This is a genomic window from Paraburkholderia lycopersici, assembly GCF_900096975.1.
Classification (GTDB): Bacteria; Pseudomonadota; Gammaproteobacteria; order Burkholderiales; family Burkholderiaceae; genus Paraburkholderia; species Paraburkholderia lycopersici.
This window is the reverse complement of the sequence record NZ_FMYQ01000066.1, coordinates 1-2732: the sequence shown is the minus strand read 5'-3', so window position 1 is coordinate 2732 and position 2732 is coordinate 1. Positions and strand designations below refer to the sequence as shown.

At 66.4% G+C, this 2732-nt stretch carries 3 protein-coding genes; all 3 read left to right on the top strand.

Annotated elements, in window-relative coordinates:
• Positions 1-759: 2-keto-4-pentenoate hydratase (locus tag BLU17_RS31950; protein ID WP_092006711.1), on the top strand; the 759-nt coding region annotated here is incomplete at its 5' end.
• A 13-nt stretch (positions 760-772) separates the two neighbouring features.
• Positions 773-1723, top strand: coding sequence for an acetaldehyde dehydrogenase (acetylating) (locus BLU17_RS31945; protein ID WP_092006708.1), 951 nt, complete (start codon positions 773-775; stop codon positions 1721-1723).
• Between the two features lie 13 nt (positions 1724-1736).
• On the top strand, positions 1737-2732 hold a 996-nt coding region (gene dmpG, locus BLU17_RS31940), incomplete at its 3' end, for a 4-hydroxy-2-oxovalerate aldolase (protein WP_092006705.1).

Sequence of the window (2732 nt, the reverse complement as noted above, 5' to 3'; positions counted from 1 at the left end):
GCCGCGCGCCTGCGCGACGCGGAAGCGTCGCGCGAGGTGATTGCGCCAGTGCGCGGCGAGATCGCCCCTGACGACATCACCACGGCCTACGCCGTGCAGCAGGCCAACGTCGATCTGCGCGTGGCGAACGGCGAGCGCATCGTGGGCCGCAAGATCGGGCTGACCTCGCTCGCGGTGCAGAAGCAGCTCGGCGTCGATCAGCCCGATTTCGGCGCGCTGTTTGCCTCGATGGCCCACGGCGACAGCGAACCCATTGCGCTTTCGCAACTGATACAGCCGAAGGTGGAAGCCGAAATCGCGCTCGTGCTGGAGCGCGACCTCACGCAGGAAAAGCACACCTTCGTCGACATCCTGCGGGCCAGCGCGTATGCACTCGCGGCGATCGAAGTGGTGGACAGCCGCATCGAGAACTGGGACATCCGCTTCGTCGATACGGTCGCGGACAACGCTTCGAGCGCCCGCTTCGTGGTGGGCAGCCGCCCGGTGCCGCTTTCGCAGATCGACCTCGCGGCGTGCGCAATGGAACTCTCGCGCGACGGCGAGGTGCTCTCGCGCGGCAACGGCGCGGCCTGCCTCGGCAATCCGCTGAATGCGGCCGTGTGGCTCGCCGACCGCATGGTCCAGTTCGGCACGCCGCTGCGTGCGGGCGACGTGGTGCTCACGGGCGCGCTCGGCCCGATGGCGGCCGTGAAGGAACCCGGCACCTATACCGCGCAGATCGAAGGCCTCGGCAGCGTTCGCGCAACTTTCTCCGCCTGATAAAGGAATTCAAATGGCTTCCGAAAAGCTCAAGGCCGCGATCGTCGGCTCCGGCAACATCGGCACGGATCTGATGATCAAGATCATGCGCAACAGCAAGCATCTGGAGATGGCGGCGATGGTCGGCATCGACCCGGGCTCCGACGGTCTTGCGCGCGCCGCGCGCCTCGGCGTGGCGACCACGCACGAAGGCGTGGTCGGCCTTACGCGCCTGCCCGTGTTCAACGACATCGACTTCGTGTTCGACGCCACGTCGGCCGGCGCGCACGTGAAGAACGACGCGCTGCTGCGCGCGTTCAAGCCTGGCATCCGCGTGATCGACCTCACGCCCGCCGCCATCGGCCCGTACTGCGTGCCGGTGGTGAACCTCGACGCGCACATCGACGCGCCGAACGTGAACATGGTCACCTGCGGCGGCCAGGCGACGATCCCGATGGTGGCGGCCGTGTCGCGCGTGGCGAAGGTGCATTACGCGGAAATCGTCGCGTCGATCAGCAGCAGGTCGGCGGGGCCGGGCACACGCGCAAATATCGACGAGTTCACGGAAACGACCTCGAAGGCGATCGAGGTGGTAGGCGGCGCGGCGAAGGGCAAGGCGATCATCGTGCTGAACCCGGCCGAGCCACCCGTCATGATGCGCGACACGGTTTATACGTTGTCCGAACTGGCCGACCGCGAGAAGATCGCGCAGTCGATCGAGGAGACGGTCGCGAAAGTGCATGCCTACGTCCCGGGCTATCGCCTCAAGCAGAAGGTGCAGTTCGACGAGATTCCCGCGAACGCGCCGCTCAACGTTCCGGGCCTCGGCAGGTTCAGCGGCCTGAAGACCTCGGTGTTCCTCGAGGTGGAGGGCGCGGCGCACTACCTGCCCGCTTACGCAGGCAATCTCGACATCATGACTTCCGCCGCGCTCGCGACCGCCGAACGCATGGCGCAGACGCTTCTGAGCGTGCAGGGAGCCTAAGGGACACATCGCCATGAGCAAGAAACTCTATATCTCCGACGTGACGCTGCGCGACGGCAGCCACGCAATCCGCCATCAGTATTCGATCCGGAACGTGCAGGACATCGCGCGCGCGCTGGACCGGGCGAAGGTCGATTCGATCGAGGTGGCGCACGGCGACGGCCTGCAAGGTTCGAGCTTCAACTACGGTTTCGGCGCGCACAGCGACCTCGAGTGGATCGAGGCGGTGGCCGACGTGGTCACGCACGCGCAGATCGCCACGCTGCTGCTGCCCGGCATCGGCACGATTCACGACCTGAAGGCGGCGTACAACGCGGGCGCGCGCGTGGTGCGCATCGCCACGCACTGCACGGAAGCGGACATTTCGAGGCAGCACATCGAATATGCGCGCGAGCTGGGCATGGACACCGTGGGCTTCCTGATGATGAGCCACATGACCACGCCGGAGAATCTCGCGATCGAAGCGAAGAAGATGGAAAGCTACGGCGCGACGACGATTTACGTGGTGGATTCGGGCGGCGCGCTGACGATGGGCGACGTGCGCGAGCGGTTCCGCGCGGTGAAGGCGGTGCTCAAACCTGAAACGCAGACGGGCATGCACGCGCACCACAATCTCTCGCTCGGCGTGGCGAACTCGATCGTCGCGGTGGAAGAGGGCTGCGACCGCATCGACGCCTCGCTCGCGGGGATGGGGGCGGGGGCCGGTAATGCGCCGCTGGAAGTGTTCATCGCGGCGGCCGAGCGCGTGGGCTGGAATCACGGCACGGACCTCTACACGCTGATGGACGCGGCCGACGACATCGTGCGGCCGCTGCAGGACCGTCCGGTGCGGGTGGACCGCGAGACGCTCGCGCTCGGTTATGCCGGCGTGTATTCGAGCTTCCTGCGCCACTCGGAAGTGGCCGCGAGGAAGTACGACCTGAAGACCGTCGATATCCTCGTCGAGCTCGGCAGGCGCCGCATGGTAGGCGGCCAGGAAGACATGATCGTCGATGTGGCGCTTGATCTG